This window comes from Rhodococcus sp. Leaf247 (assembly GCF_001426185.1).
Taxonomy (GTDB): domain Bacteria; phylum Actinomycetota; class Actinomycetes; order Mycobacteriales; family Mycobacteriaceae; genus Rhodococcoides.
This window is the reverse complement of record NZ_LMRP01000002.1, coordinates 1,023,564-1,037,100: the sequence shown is the minus strand read 5'-3', so window position 1 is coordinate 1,037,100 and position 13,537 is coordinate 1,023,564. Positions and strand designations below refer to the sequence as shown.

General features: G+C 67.1%; 14 protein-coding genes. 7 read left to right on the top strand and 7 right to left on the bottom strand.

Annotated features, from left to right (window positions below):
• Positions 1-38 precede the first annotated feature (38 nt).
• Positions 39-1,274, top strand: coding sequence for an APC family permease (locus tag ASG64_RS14230; RefSeq protein ID WP_056074143.1), 1,236 nt, complete (start codon positions 39-41; stop codon positions 1,272-1,274).
• On the opposite strand, the gene ASG64_RS14225 is transcribed toward ASG64_RS14230, so the two are convergent.
• Entirely contained in the window at positions 1,268-1,630 is a 363-nt protein-coding gene (locus ASG64_RS14225; protein WP_056074141.1) for a histone-like nucleoid-structuring protein Lsr2, read from the bottom strand. The two genes, ASG64_RS14230 and ASG64_RS14225, sit on opposite strands and share 7 nt — an antisense overlap.
• 273 nt (positions 1,631-1,903) lie before the next feature.
• Between ASG64_RS14225 and ASG64_RS14220 the strand changes: the two genes are divergently transcribed.
• Positions 1,904-2,896 (top strand): LLM class flavin-dependent oxidoreductase, encoded by a 993-nt coding sequence (locus ASG64_RS14220; RefSeq protein WP_056074138.1) that lies wholly within the window; start codon positions 1,904-1,906, stop codon positions 2,894-2,896.
• A gap of 89 nt (positions 2,897-2,985) precedes the next feature.
• Positions 2,986-3,411 carry a VOC family protein gene (locus ASG64_RS14215; protein ID WP_056074137.1) on the top strand — a complete coding sequence of 142 codons (426 nt, stop codon included), beginning with the start codon at positions 2,986-2,988 and terminating at the stop codon, positions 3,409-3,411.
• Positions 3,412-3,415: 4 nt separating this feature from the next.
• Here the strand turns inward: ASG64_RS14215 and ASG64_RS14210 are convergent, their stop codons facing one another.
• The gene (locus tag ASG64_RS14210; protein ID WP_056074135.1) at positions 3,416-4,402 is read right to left on the bottom strand and encodes a sigma-70 family RNA polymerase sigma factor; all 987 of its coding nucleotides are present in this window, start codon (positions 4,400-4,402) and stop codon (positions 3,416-3,418) included.
• Positions 4,403-4,494: 92 nt separating this feature from the next.
• Here ASG64_RS14210 and ASG64_RS14205 point away from each other — a divergent pair, with 92 nt between their 5' ends.
• On the top strand, positions 4,495-4,905 hold the full coding sequence (locus ASG64_RS14205) for a DoxX family protein (RefSeq protein ID WP_056074404.1): 411 nt from the start codon (positions 4,495-4,497) through the stop codon (positions 4,903-4,905).
• A gap of 1 nt (position 4,906) precedes the next feature.
• Here the strand turns inward: ASG64_RS14205 and ASG64_RS14200 are convergent, their stop codons facing one another.
• Both ASG64_RS14200 and ASG64_RS14195 read right to left on the bottom strand, forming a co-directional pair.
• A complete protein-coding gene (locus ASG64_RS14200) occupies positions 4,907-7,081 on the bottom strand; it encodes a heavy metal translocating P-type ATPase (protein WP_056074402.1) in 2,175 nt (724 codons plus the stop codon).
• A 44-nt stretch (positions 7,082-7,125) separates the two neighbouring features.
• Positions 7,126-7,335, bottom strand: a complete 210-nt coding sequence (locus ASG64_RS14195; RefSeq protein ID WP_042576287.1) for a heavy-metal-associated domain-containing protein — start codon at positions 7,333-7,335, stop codon at positions 7,126-7,128.
• A gap of 170 nt (positions 7,336-7,505) precedes the next feature.
• Between ASG64_RS14195 and ASG64_RS14190 the strand changes: the two genes are divergently transcribed.
• Positions 7,506-8,426: a phosphodiesterase gene (locus ASG64_RS14190; protein WP_056074133.1), complete on the top strand. Its 921-nt coding sequence runs from the start codon at positions 7,506-7,508 to the stop codon at positions 8,424-8,426.
• On the opposite strand, the gene ASG64_RS14185 is transcribed toward ASG64_RS14190, so the two are convergent.
• Positions 8,423-9,841 carry a stealth family protein gene (locus tag ASG64_RS14185; protein ID WP_442971152.1) on the bottom strand — a complete coding sequence of 473 codons (1,419 nt, stop codon included), beginning with the start codon at positions 9,839-9,841 and terminating at the stop codon, positions 8,423-8,425. The two genes, ASG64_RS14190 and ASG64_RS14185, sit on opposite strands and share 4 nt — an antisense overlap.
• 273 nt (positions 9,842-10,114) lie before the next feature.
• A complete protein-coding gene (locus tag ASG64_RS14180; RefSeq protein WP_042576285.1) occupies positions 10,115-10,813 on the bottom strand; it encodes a FadR/GntR family transcriptional regulator in 699 nt (232 codons plus the stop codon).
• Between the two features lie 187 nt (positions 10,814-11,000).
• Here ASG64_RS14180 and ASG64_RS14175 point away from each other — a divergent pair, with 187 nt between their 5' ends.
• Together ASG64_RS14175 and ASG64_RS14170 are read left to right on the top strand one after the other, a co-directional pair.
• Positions 11,001-11,990, top strand: a complete 990-nt coding sequence (locus ASG64_RS14175) for a malate dehydrogenase (RefSeq protein ID WP_056074398.1) — start codon at positions 11,001-11,003, stop codon at positions 11,988-11,990.
• A gap of 256 nt (positions 11,991-12,246) precedes the next feature.
• Entirely contained in the window at positions 12,247-12,627 is a 381-nt protein-coding gene (locus ASG64_RS14170) for a YchJ family protein (protein ID WP_056074131.1), read from the top strand.
• On the opposite strand, the gene ASG64_RS14165 is transcribed toward ASG64_RS14170, so the two are convergent.
• On the bottom strand, positions 12,609-13,523 hold the full coding sequence (locus ASG64_RS14165; RefSeq protein ID WP_056074129.1) for an alpha/beta fold hydrolase: 915 nt from the start codon (positions 13,521-13,523) through the stop codon (positions 12,609-12,611). The two genes, ASG64_RS14170 and ASG64_RS14165, sit on opposite strands and share 19 nt — an antisense overlap.
• Between the last annotated feature and the right edge of the window lie 14 nt (positions 13,524-13,537).

Below are 13,537 nucleotides of genomic sequence, written 5' to 3'. Positions count from 1 at the left end.
GATTCATCGAAATCGCGTTACCGTGCGGAACACCTACGCTGTCGCAGGTGACACTCGAGAGACGACTGGGAACCCGCGACGCCGTGGTCATCGGAGTCGGCTCGATGGTCGGCGCCGGGGTGTTCTCGGCGTTCGCGCCGGCCGCCGCCGTCGCGGGCAGGGGTTTGCTGATCGGCCTCGCCGTCGCTGCCGTCGTCGCGTTCTGCAACGCGACCTCCTCCGCGCAGCTCGCCGCGGCATACCCCACATCGGGCGGTACCTACGCCTACGGACGTGCGCGGCTGTCCGACTTCTGGGGCTTCGTCGCCGGGTGGGGCTTCGTGGTGGGGAAGACGGCCAGCTGCGCGGCGATGGCACTCACGTTCGGCGCCTACGCGTGGCCCGACCACGCACGCATCGTCGCCGTCGGTGCCGTGGTGGCTCTCACGTGCGTGAACCTGGTCGGAATCACGCGCACGGCATTCGTCACCAGGATTCTCGTCGCGATCGTGCTGGCAGTTCTTCTCGTCGCGGTGATCGTGGGAACCACAGGGCGACCGGTAGGAGTCGACATCGGATCCACTGGATCACCGGTCGCGATCCTGCAATCGGCGGGAATCCTGTTCTTCGCATTCGCCGGATATGCACGCATCGCGACACTGGGCGAGGAGGTGCGTGATCCGGCTCGCACCATTCCCCGCGCGATCGTCGTCGCACTCGCGTGTGCGGTCGTCGTCTACACGGCCGTGGCGCTGATGGTTCTGCACGTCCTCGGCGCCGACGGTGTGGCGCGGTCGAGCGCTCCTGTCGCCGCCGCGATGAGCGCGGTCGGCGCGCAGTGGGCCGATCCCGTGGTGCGCGTCGGAGCTGCCGCAGCGTCCCTCGGCGCCCTGCTCGGGTTGATCGCCGGGGTGTCGCGCACGACCATGGCGATGGCCCGTGAACGGGATCTGCCGGTATATCTGGCACGCGTCGATGTGTCGCGATCGGTGCCACGCGCTGCGGAACTGACCCTGTGCGTCGTGATCGTCGCGCTGGTCCTCACCGTCGATCTGCGGGAGGCGATCGGTTTCTCCTCGTTCGGCGTGCTCGTCTACTACGCCGTCGCGAATGTCGCGGCCTTCACCCAATCCGGCAGCGATCGGCGTTATTCCCCGGTGCTGCAGATCGTCGGGCTTCTCGGATGCGCCGCCCTGGTATTCACCCTCCCGACCACCGCTCTCGTCACCGGATCGTGCGTGCTGACGGTCGGTGCGGTCGGTCGGTGGGTGACCAGGCGCGGCTCACATCACTGAGCGGAGTTGTACGCCTGCTCGACGTCTGCGGGAATGCGGCCGCGACTCGACACGGTGAAACCGTTCTGGTTCGCCCATTCACGAATTGCCTTGGTCTGCAACGGGTCACGTGCCGGAACGGTCGATGCCGTCGAGGACGACTTCTTCGCAGTCGCCTTCTTGCCGCGCGAGCTGACCTTGGTCGCATGCTCGGCCCAGTAGTCGAGTTGTTTGCGGAACTCCTTGGCGTTCTTCACGCCCAGATCGATCTCGTACTCCACGCCGTCCACCGAGAATCCGATGGTCTCGCCTTTACCCGTTTTGATAGGCGCGCCGTCGATATCGTCGACCAATTCTACGTAGACCTGTTTAGCCATGACGAATGTCCTTTCGATGTGTGATGTCCCCGACCGCACCGGCGACCCGAATTCCCCATGGAACTCGCGATGGGGATTCGGTGTGTCACGGTCCAGTTGGACCGAGTTTATCCACGTCGACGTGCAATAAGCGAGTTACGGCGCAATTCGGGTATCGGGCGTCAGGTGAAACCGAATGGTCCGGTCGACGGCCGCAGCGTGCGCGGAAATATACGGACGGCGGTGAGCGTTGCGACAGTGAAGAAGTAGTTGTCGTCGAAAGGGTGAACGCTCGTGGCTGTTCCGCTGTCCGTACTCGATCTCGCACAGGTCGGCGAGGGCACGACGCCTCGCGACAGTTTCGACGCGAGTGTTGCTCTGGCCCAACTCGCGGAGACGAGTGGTTATCGACGGGTCTGGTACGCCGAGCACCACAACATGCCGTCCATCGCGTCGTCCGCGACGTCGGTGTTGATCGCACACGTGGCAGCGCACACGTCGAGCATCCGTCTGGGAAGTGGCGGAGTCATGCTCCCGAACCATTCTCCGTTGACCATTGCCGAGCAATTCGGGACACTCGCGACACTGCACCCCGACCGTATCGACCTCGGACTCGGGCGCGCGCCCGGCTCGGACCAGACCACCATGCGCGCGCTGCGCCGTGACCCGTCGTCCGCCGAGACCTTCCCGCAGGACGTGCTCGAACTGCAGGGATATCTGTCGTCGTCCAGTCGGGTTCCCGGGGTGCAGGCCATCCCCGGAGCGGGCACCGACGTTCCTCTCTACATTCTCGGATCCTCGCTGTTCGGTGCCCAGTTGGCCGCGCAGCTCGGACTTCCGTACGCCAACGCGTCGCACTTCTCCCCCGAGTCGCTGGAGGAAGCGGTAGCCGTCTACCGCGAGACGTTCCGCCCCTCCGCACAGTTGTCCGAGCCGTACGTCATCGCCGCCGTCAACGCGGTCGTCGCGCGGACGACCGCACGTGCGCAGGAGATCTTCACCGCGAGCGTGCGCCGTCGCGTGGTCATGATGGTGGGGCGCGGCCGGTCGTTCTCCGAGGAGGAGGTCGACATGATCATGGATTCGCCGGCAGGCCGTCAGATCCAGGGAATGGTGCGGTACTCCGCAGTCGGTACCCCGGCCGAGGCGTCGGATTACATCGATCGTTTCGCCGCACATGCACAGGCGGACGAGGTCATCGTGGCCAGCGCCGTCGACGACCGCGAGGAGCGACTCGAGTCCTACCGGCTGCTCGCGGAGCAGCACCTGCACGCGAACGCAGCCTGACCGGCCGCGATGAATTTCGCGGGTCAGCGGTGTCGGTAGTGGTGAGTGGCCCTGATGACGGGGCCGACGACACCACACCAGGAGACACCATGTCCGGCATGATCTTCGTCAACACCTTCGTCCAGGACGTCGCCGCGAGCCGCGCGTTCTTCACGTCGCTGGGATTCTCTTTCAACGACACCTTCAGCGACGAGAACACCGCGTGCCTGATCATCAACGAGCAGGCCGTCGTGATGCTGCTGAACGTCCCGCGCTTCAAGGACTTCATCCGCGACGACGTCGCGGACCTCTCCACGTCGCGCGAGATGCTGCTGGCCGTGTCGGCCGACAGCAAGGAGGCCGTCGACGCCATGGCCGACGCGGCGCTCGCCGCGGGCGGCAGTGACTGGATGGATCCCCAGGACCACGGGTTCATGTACGGGCGGTCGTTCCGCGACCTCGACGGTCACGTGTGGGAAGTGACCTGGATGGACCCGGCCGTCGCCTCGGGTGAAGCGTCTCCCCCCGACATGTGAGCGCTCAGCCGCCCGCGGTGTACGCCGCGGGCAGGCCGAACCGCTCGAAGAGAGTCGTGTCGAAGAAGCACGCGACGTGGGCGACTCGATTGTCGACGACTTCGAGGACGTGAAGCTGGAACGGATGATGCACTCCGTCCTCTCCGAGCATGTAGAGGCCGAAGGCCGGCTGCCCGTTGGCGGTGGTCGCCATCATCCTCATCGACTCGGGGCCGGTCGCGGGGCACTTGGTCGAAATGAGGGCGCCGATGTCGGCCGGGCCGCGGTACCACCCGACGAACGGGGGCATTTCCCAGATCGCCTCTGCGGCAAAGAGCTTGACGATGCCGTCGATGTCGTAGTTCTCGAATCCGTCGACGTACCGCTTCAGTAGTTCACGTGTCTCCGCCGACTCGGGTTCCACCACGGAGTTCTCGTCGGGCATGATCGCGTCGATCTGCCCTCGTGCACGCTGGAGCAGACTGTTGACTGCCGCCGGAGTCGTACCGAGTAGCTCCGCCACCTCGGATGCTTTCCACTGCAGTACTTCTCGCAGCACCAGCACGGCGCGCTGCCGAGCGGACAGGTGCTGGAGCGCGGCGATGAACGCCAGGCGCACCGATTCTCGCGAGCCCACCATCGACGCCGGGTCGTCGTCGACAGGATCGCCGAACGGCGGCGCCGGCTCGAGCCACGCGATCTCGTGGCGCTCGACCAGCTCGTCCGACGGATCCGACGACGGCGTGCCCAGCCCCGACGGGAGCGGCCGGCGCTTGCGACCTTCGAGCGAGGTGAGGCACGTATTCGTGGCGATGCGGTACAGCCATGTGCGCAGGGACGAGTCGCCCTTGAAGTTCGCGTATCCCTTCCACCCTCTGACCAGGGTGTCCTGAACCAGATCCTCGGCATCGTGGATCGATCCGGTCATGCGGTAGCAGTGCGCCAGGAGCTCGCGTCGATACGGTTCCGCGAGGGTCATGAAGTCGCTGCCGAGCTCCTGCGTCGCAGTCATGCGAGGAGGATAGTCCTCGCAGGGACGACTCGCCGAGGAAAATTTCCGGGGCTCCGTGATGAGTTTCCGTGGCGCACGCGGTCGACAGTCACATGACCACTCACCCCACCCGTGCCACGACCACCGCACCGTCCCGCGGAGCCGTCCGAGCGGGCTGGATCATCAGCCTCCTCGTTATCGCCTTCATGCTGTTCGACTCGATCATCCACCTGCTGAACCTGGACGTGGTGAAGACCTCGTCCGCCGACCTGGGTCTGCCCGTGGACATGGCGCCGAAGATCGGGATCATCGCGCTGATCATCATCGTGCTGTACGCGATTCCCCGCACGGCTCCGCTGGGCGCCGTCCTGCTGACCGGCTACCTCGGCGGAGCGGTGATCACGAACTGGCGCACCGACCAACCGCTGGTCTCGACCGTCCTGTTCGCGGTCTACGTCGGGATCTTCGCGTGGCTCGGGGTGTGGTTGCGCGACAGCAGAGTTCGCGCCCTGCTCCTGCCCTGAGTCAGATGGTGGAGCGGAACGACCGTAGGCGCAGGCTGTTGGTCACCACGAACAGCGACGACAGCGCCATCGCTGCACCGGCGAACATCGGGGTCAGCAGACCGGCTGCTGCGAGCGGGATGGCCGCCACGTTGTAGGCGAACGCCCAGAAGAGGTTGACCTTGATGGTCCGCAGCGTGGCCCGCGCCAGGCGTACGGCGTCGACGGCGACGCGCAGATCGCCTCGGACCAGAGTGAGGTCACCGGCTTCGATGGCGACGTCCGTCCCCGTGCCCATGGACAGTCCGAGATCCGATGTCGCCAGCGCAGCAGCGTCGTTGACGCCGTCCCCGACCATCGCCACGGTCTTGCCCGACGCCTGCAGCTCGCGGATCGCGTCCGCCTTCTGCTCGGGGAGGACTCCTGCGATCACGGTGTCGATACCGACGGCGTCGGCCGCTGCGCGAGCCGCGAACTCGTTGTCCCCGGTGAGCATGATGGGCTCCAGGCCCAGTCTGCGGAGTCCCGCGACAGCGGATGCCGAGGTCTCCTTGACCGAGTCGGCGACGGCGACGACGGCTCGGTCTCGACCGTCCCATGCGACGACCACGGCGGTCGCGCCCCCGGCCTCGGCGTCGGTGAACGCGCGTCGGAGGTCGTCGGGGAGGTCCGTGGTCGACGATCCCGACGATGCGAGGCCGGGACGTCCGACCACGACGCGGTGTCCCTCGACCAGTGCGGAGATTCCGCGACCGGCCGTCGTCGTGAACTCGGTCGCCTCCACCGGCTCGCCGAACGACGCCCGGTACTTGTCGACGATGGCCCGCGCGACCGGATGCTCGGAACCCGACTCCGCCGCCGCCGCGAGACGCAGTGCGGTGTCGACATCGTCGCCGACCACCGAGCGCACGCTCATGATCCCGGTGGTCACCGTGCCGGTCTTGTCGAGCACGATCGTGTCGACCACGCGGGTGCGCTCGAGCACCTCCGGGCCTTTGATCAGGACGCCGAGTTGGGCGCCGCGACCCGTGCCGACCATCAGAGCGGTGGGTGTCGCCAGACCCAGGGCGCAGGGGCACGCGATGATCAGGACGGCCACCGCCGCAGTGAAGGCGGCGGACCAGCTGCCCGTGAGCAGCACCCAGGCGACCAGGGTGGCGAGTGCCAGCCCGATCACCACCGGGACGAAGACGCCGGAGACACGGTCGGCCAGGCGCTGCGCCTCGGCCTTGCCGTTCTGAGCGTCCTCGACGATGCGGGCCATCCGCGCCAGGTTGGTGTCGGACCCCACGCGCTCGGCGAGCAGGGTGAGTGCGCCGCCTACGTTGACGGTTCCGCCGATCACGGTGTCGCCGGGACCGACCTCGACGGGGACGGACTCACCCGTCATCGTCGAGGTGTCCACTGCGGATGTCCCGCTCTCGACCGTGCCGTCCACGGCGATGGTCTCGCCGGGCCTGACCAGCAGGCGGTCGCCGACCACCACCGACTTGGCGGGGACGCTCGACTCACGGCCGTCGCGCAGGACGGTCACGTTCTTGGTGCCGACATCGAGCAGCGCGCGCAGGGCAGCGCCGGCGCTGCGCTTGGACCGTGCCTCGAGGTAGCGGCCGGCGAGCAGGAAGGTGGTGACTCCCGCGGCGGCTTCGAGGTAGATGTTCGAACTGCCGTCGGTGCGTGCGACGGTCAACTCGAAGGCGTGCCGCATGCCCGGCATGCCGGCGTGACCGAGGAACAGGGCGTACAGGGACCACGCGAAGGCGGCCAGCGTGCCGACGGACACGAGCGTGTCCATGGTCGCGGCGCCATGACGCAGGTTGGTCCAGGCAGCGCGGTGGAAGGGCAGTCCGCCCCACACGACGACGGGTGCGGCGAGGGTGAGCGAGAGCCACTGCCAGTTGTCGAACTGGAGGACGGGAATCATGGCCATCGCGATGACCGGGATCGACAGCACCGCGGACACGATCAGCCGTGTGCGGAGCGGATCGCTCGGCGCGGCGGTGTCCGCCGGGTCGTCCTTGCGCGGGACGGTCGCGGTGTATCCGGCCTTCTCGACCGCGGCCACCATGTCCTCGGGGCCGACCGCCCCGTCGCTGACGATGCTCGCCTTCTCGGTGGCGTAGTTGACCGTGGCCGTCACCCCGTCGAGGCGGTTGAGCTTCTTCTCGATGCGGTTGGCGCACGACGCGCAGGTCATGCCGCCGATGTCGAGCTGGATGTTCGCAGCCTTCTCCCCGGTGGTCACGGCTGCGCTACTTCGTACCCGGCCTCGTCCACTGCGGCGGCGATGGCAGCGTCGTCGATGGGTGTGTCCGACGCGACATCGACACGTCCGGAGGCGAGGTCGACCGTCACTCCGGTGACTCCGTCCAGGGCGCCGACCTCCTCCGTCACGGCCGAGACGCAGTGCTGGCAGGTCATTCCGACGACGGTGACTGTCTTCGTGTTCATGAGACCTACCATACCCCCCTACGGTATGCCGTCAACCCCGTGTCGCCTTCCGTTCGGCAGCCCGACACCCGGTGTGGTTAGGGTGGACGGTGCCCGGCTCTCCCGCGGAGCCGGACAGCTTCATGCCACGCGCCGAACGGCGATGCGGCAGCACCGGGAAGCGAGAACTCATGGAGTCGGCCGAGCACACCTGGCGTACCTCCGAGCACCCCAGGCCCGAGCACTTCCTCCTGCACATCAGCGACACGCACCTCGTCGTCGACGGTGAGCTGTACGGCGCCGTGGACAGCGAGGCGCGGCTGCGTCAGATCTTCGACGAGCTCGAGGCGAGCGGCGCCCGTCCCGATGCGCTGGTCTTCACCGGCGACCTGGCCGACAAGGGTGAGTCCGACGCCTACCGGTCGCTCCGCGCGATGGTCGAGCCGGTGGCGGATGCGCTCGGCGCGCAAGTGGTCTGGGCGATGGGCAACCACGACGATCGGACGACGTTCCGACGGGCGCTGCTGGACGAACAGGGCTCCGCCGATCCGGTCGACATCGTCTACGACGTGGGCGGCCTCCGCGTGATCACGCTCGACTCGACAGTGCCGGGGCACCACTACGGAGCCGTGTCCGAGGACCAGCTGCGCTGGCTCGCGGACGTCCTCGCGTCACCGGCTCCCTTCGGCACTGTCCTGGCCATGCACCATCCGCCGGTTCCCTGCGTCCAGGATCTGGCGGTGCTGGTCGAACTCCGGCAGCAGAAATCCCTCGCCGACGTTCTCGCGGGCACCGACGTGCGTGCGATTCTCGCGGGCCACCTGCACTACTCCACCAGTGCGACGTTCGCCGGCATCCCGGTGTCCGTCGCCTCTGCCACCTGCTACACCCAGGACCTGAACGTGCCCGTCGGTGCGCAGCGCGGACGGGACGGAGCCCAGGCATACAACCTCGTGCACCTGTACGAGGACACCGTCGTGCACTCGGTCGTCCCCATCGGGACGGGAACGACGGTCGGCACCTACGTCTCGGCCGACGAGACCGCCCGACGTCTGCACGACGCCGGGATCGTCATCGCCGATGCTCCGGGAAAGCTGGCCACTCAGCGCTAGTTCTGCTCCCACGGCGCCGGAACGGGGAAGTACGTCTCGAGGAACGCCGTGACCTTCGTGGCGCGCTCGTCGGCGCCGATCTCGGGGAAACTGCCGTCGTTCAAGCAGAAGAAGTCCATCGAGCGTTTCGCCAGCAGGCGGTCCATGTCGCGGAGTCCACTGCGCATCGTGGTGTCGACGTACTTCACGGCAGCGCGGGTCTGCACCACGGCACGGCCGGTAAGCAGCGCGTAGTAGTGATAGAGCGAATTGGTCACCGAGATGTTGGAGCTCGCACGGAATCTGCTGCCCGCAGTGGCGGTGAACTCGTCCGGGAATTCTTTCTCGAGCTCGAACATCACACTGCGCCGCAACGGAACCGGCGCGTGTTCGAGGTGCCGGGTGGTGATGCGGCCGAACCGCTCGTGCAGCAGCCGCCGATTCACGCGGGCAGCATTCTCGAAGCCGCTGCGCTGTTCGTCGTTGCTGCCCAACCCGATTCGAGTTCCCGCTTCGACGAACATGCTGATCCCGCCGGGCGAGAAGAACATCTGCGGGCCCACCGGGCGTCCGAAGAACATGTCGTCGTTCGAATACAGGAAATGCTCGGCGAGACCGTTGATGTGGTGCAGCTGGCACTCGACTGCCTGAGAGTTGTACGTCGGGAGCACCGAGGTGTCGGTGAAGAACTCCTCGCTGCGCACGAACGTGACGTCGGCGTGCTCGGCCAACCATGCCGGTTTCGGTGAGTCGGTGACGACGAAGATCCGCCGGATCCACGGCGCGTACAGATGCACCGAGCGCAGCGCGTACTTCAATTCGTCGATCTGACGGAACCGCGCCTCGTGGTCGTCACCCTCGCCGACGACGAACTCGCGCAGGTGCGCGGCGCGTTCTGCCTGCCACTCGGCGTCCGAGCCGTCGACCCACGAGAAGACCAGGTCGATATCGAAGTCGATGTCCGACGCGTGATCGGCGAACATGTTCTCGATGGTGGGCCAGTGCCGACCGAAACGTTCGACGGTGCCGCGCACCGCCTCGTCCTCCCGGATCGTGCGCCGTGTCAGCGAGTTCTCCACGGGCAGCACGATGGTGTCGTCGGAGAACTCCCACAATTCGACCTGAATGCCCTTCGCGGAGCCGTAGAACAATCCGCTGGTGCGATGTGCTCGTGGACGGAACAGCCGGAAGATGCGCGCCTGCGACGCCGAGGCCAGCAGTCCGTCGGCGATCAGGAGCGCGGTGCCGCCCTTGACGTCCATCGGCTTGGAGTAGAACGGCTCGTTCGCGCAGGCTGCCACCAAGGCGTCGCGAAGCGTGGGTCGGTCGTGTCGATCGATCGCGATGACCGGACGTTCGTCGTTGCCACGCACCAGCAGGTACTCGATAGCGGTCGCATCCAGGACGTCGCGCACGAAGAGCAGGTCCTCGACCATGGCCTCGTGCGGAGTGGTCGTCGTGATGGACAACGCGAACTTGTCCTTCACCAGCGAGATGTCCGAGCGTTCGGTCAGACGCGTCCGGGATGCTGCCGATGCCACACGTGCGCGTTCGATCTCGTCGCTGTCCGGCGGGACGAGGTAGACGTCCGGTGTCTCGACGTTGTGGAGAGCTGGTGGCTGTGTGATGGTGAACCTTCCCGGTGTGGGCGCGACGGCCGTGTGACCTGGTTATTCTACGGGCAGACGGCGGTGCTCCCGGCCACGAGCTCAGTCCCCTCGGAGCTGCCCGATCGCGTCCTGGACGTGGGTCAGATGCCGGTCCATCGCGTCCGATGCGGCCTCGCCGGACCCGGACTCGATGGCGTCGACGATGCTCTCGTGCTCGACATTGGAGCGGTGCTGGCGATCCGGCAGCAGGTTGACCATCTCGGACTGCTGCGCCAGCGCCTCGCGGATCTCTGCGATGACGGCGGCGAACACGTCGTTGCCACTGGCCGTGGCGATCAGCAGGTGGAACTCGGCGTCGAGCCGCACCCACTCCTTCGGGTCGGTCTCCGCGATCATCGTCTGCAGCAACGCGCGCATGGCGGCCATCTGTTCCGGAGTACGGCGCTCTGCCGCCAGTGCGGCTGCCGGCACCTCGATGTGGGGTCGGGCCTCGCGCAGGGACGCCACCGAGTGATTGCCGAAGACGGCGTTGGTCTCCACCGTCGACGCGAGGACGAACGTGCCCTTGCCCGTGTGCGTCTCGGTCAGACCGAGAGCGGTCGTCGACCGCAGTGCCTCCCGGACGACGGACCTGCTGACACCGAACCGTGTGGCCAGTGCAGCCTCGGACGGCAGGCGCGTGCCGACCTCGAGCTCGCCGCTCTCGATCGCCGAGCGGAGCTCACGAAGAACGGCCTCGGCCGCCCCCACACGCGTCACCGTGGCCTGTTTGCTGGCCCAACTGTCCGACAGGGTCATGGCGCCACTGTGGACGAGGATCGGGTGTTGGGCAAATCGGGCGATCGCAGGTCGATATTCACCATTCTTGCTCGCCAGCTAGAAAGCCGAAGAGAGCCCGATGGACGGTGATCCGGTGCAGTCCGACACACATCCGTGCGCTCGGTCGGCTGCGGGATCTACGGTCGATGGGAACGAAGGAGTTCACATGACGCACAGCATCGTCACCGTCACGGGCGCGGCCGGCAGCATCGGCTACGCGGCACTGTTCCGCATCGCCTCGGGTGCGATGCTCGGTCCGGACACGTCCGTCACGCTGCGGCTTCTCGAAATTCCGCCGGCACTGCGCGCCGCCGAGGGCACGGCGATGGAGTTGCACGACAGCGCGTTCCCCCTGCTGCGGTCGGTCGAGATCCACGACGACCCGGTCGACGCCTTCGACGGGACGAACGTCGCGCTGTTGATCGGCGCTCGTCCTCGCACCGCAGGGATGGAACGCGCCGACCTGCTCGAGGCCAACGGGTCGATCTTCGGTCCGCAGGGCGTCGCTCTCGAGGCGGGCGCCGCGTCCGACATCCGGGTGGTGGTCGTGGGCAATCCCGCCAACACCAATGCGGCCATCGCCGCGGCGCATGCACCGAGCATCCCCGCGGACCGGTTCACAGCGCTGACCCGGCTCGACCACAACCGTGCCGTCGCGCAACTGTCCGCTCGTGCGGACGTCCGGGTCGGCGAGATCTCGCGGGTCAGCATCTGGGGGAATCACTCCGCCACGCAGTACCCGGACATCTTCCATGCGCGAGTCGGGGACCGGTCGGGCGCCGAGTTCGCCGCGGACACCACCTGGCTCGAGGACGTCTTCGTGCCGACGGTGGCGCGCCGCGGCACCGCGATCATCGAGGCACGCGGTGCGTCGTCCGCTGCTTCCGCAGCGAACGCCACCATCGATCATGTGCGCGACTGGGTCCTGGGCACTCCCGCCGACGACTGGACGTCCGTCGCACTCCCGTCGTCGGGCGCGTACGGCGTGCCCGAGGGACTGGTGTCCTCGTTCCCCGTGCAGTCCTCCGGCGGTGCCTGGCAGATCGTGGAGGGTCTCGAGATCGGCGAGTTCTCCCGGCGCCGTATCGACGCGTCAGTCGCGGAACTGCAGGCCGAGCGCGACGCCGTCACGAGACTCGGGATGCTGCCGAGCTGACGCGGGGTTCGACGGGGCTGACCGCGCGATATTCCGGAACACTGCGTGCACAGGACGATATTCGAGTATCTAGCGATAGTGGTAGATCAGTGCAGAACCTGATGTCGAACGCTCGATCGTCGTTGCAGGCGAGCGACGCACGTTTCGCCACATTTTGAGTGGATGTTCTGCCATCCGGCAGAAATCTGCGTGATCGGGTGCGTCTACGTGCACGGCGGCGCATCGATCCGCTGCGGGGACCGTAGGCTTTTCATCCATGCCCGACACATGCCCGTGCGGCACTCCGCTACCGATGTCCGAGTGCTGCGGACCGCTGCTCGACGGTCGGATCAGTGCGCCGACAGCCGAGCGTCTGATGCGCTCGCGGTACACGGCGTTCACCGTGCTCGACGCCGACTACCTCCTGCGCACATGGCATCCCGACACCCGACCGTCGTCCTTGGACCTCGACGACCGCCGCGAATGGACGGGCCTCGAGATCCTGGGCACGACGGGCGGCGGGATGCTTCACGCCACCGGCACCGTCGACTTCGTCGCACACTTCCGCGACGCCGGTGCGCGCCGGCCGGGTTCGCAGCGGGAGAACAGCACGTTCTCCCGCGTCGACGGAGCCTGGGTCTACGTCGACGCGGTCTGACGCGTCGCGTCGATGCGGTCGACGAAGTCGGCGGTGATCCGAGCGATGTCCCAGGGGTGCGACAGCGGAGACCAGTGTCCTGCATCCAGATCCGTGCGCGAGAGATCTGCGACCCACCGCTCGGTGTCGTCGTAGTGGAACGGGCGCACGGCAGCGTCTCGCGTGTTCACGATCAGGTGCACCGGGAGGGTGACGTAGCGGCGACGCGGCTTTCGGAAACGAGGCAGCAGGTTCGCCCGGTAGATACGCAGACCGTTCCAGGCGTCGTCCAGCAGTGTCGGTGACTCGTCGACCATCGAGGCGGGAACGTCGGAGAACTCTCCGATGAACTGGGTCCACCCCTTGCGCTTCATCCGGTACATCCGCAGGCGAGCGAGCGGCGGGATGTGGAAGGTGACGGTGTACCAGGACGCGCGCGTCTGCGCGAACACCTGCGCCAGATTGCGGGGGGTCGGGCGGCGCAGCCGTGATCGGGCCCAGAGCGCGAGATGGTCGAGGTTGGGGCCGGACACCGACGTGTACGACGCGATGCGGAGCGGTGCATCGGCTTCGGCGACCAGTTCCCACGCCTCGACGGCGCCCCAGTCGTGACCCAGGATGTGCACCGGCGCATCGGGACTCACCGCATCGATGACTGTGCGGAGGTCCGAGGCCATGTGCGCCAGGCTGTAGTCCCGAGTGCGGGCCGGAACGGTGGAGTCACCTGCACCGCGCGAGTCGTAGGTGACGACGCGGTAGCGATCGGCCAGCAGAGCCGCGACGTGATTCCAGAGTGTGTGGCTGTCGGGCCACCCGTGCACCAGGACGATCGTCGGCCCGTCGGCGGTGCCCGAGGTGTAGACCGCGAGGTCCACGTCGCCGTTCGAGACGGTCGAACGTACGTCGGTAACGGTCATCGCGGAATTCTCTT